This window comes from Escherichia sp. MOD1-EC7003 (genome assembly GCF_002965065.1).
In the GTDB taxonomy this organism is placed as follows: domain Bacteria; phylum Pseudomonadota; class Gammaproteobacteria; order Enterobacterales; family Enterobacteriaceae; genus Escherichia.
Map to the genome: position 1 here is coordinate 1 of NZ_PTRE01000206.1, position 233 is coordinate 233.

Sequence of the window (233 nt, forward strand, 5' to 3'; positions counted from 1 at the left end):
GAACCAGGGAATGCCGGTATCAAAAACCGGTGCCTTACCGCTTGGCGATACCCCATCCGTACAACGCTTTCTGGTGAATGGTGCGGGAGGCGAGACTTGAACTCGCACACCTTGCGGCGCCAGAACCTAAATCTGGTGCGTCTACCAATTTCGCCACTCCCGCAAAAAGATGGTGGCTACGACGGGATTCGAACCTGTGACCCCATCATTATGAGTGATGTGCTCTAACCAAC

At 54.1% G+C, this 233-nt stretch carries 1 tRNA gene; it reads right to left on the reverse strand.

Annotated features, from left to right (window positions below):
• Positions 1-78 precede the first annotated feature (78 nt).
• Positions 79-163, reverse strand: a tRNA-Leu gene (locus A7090_RS23640).
• Between the last annotated feature and the right edge of the window lie 70 nt (positions 164-233).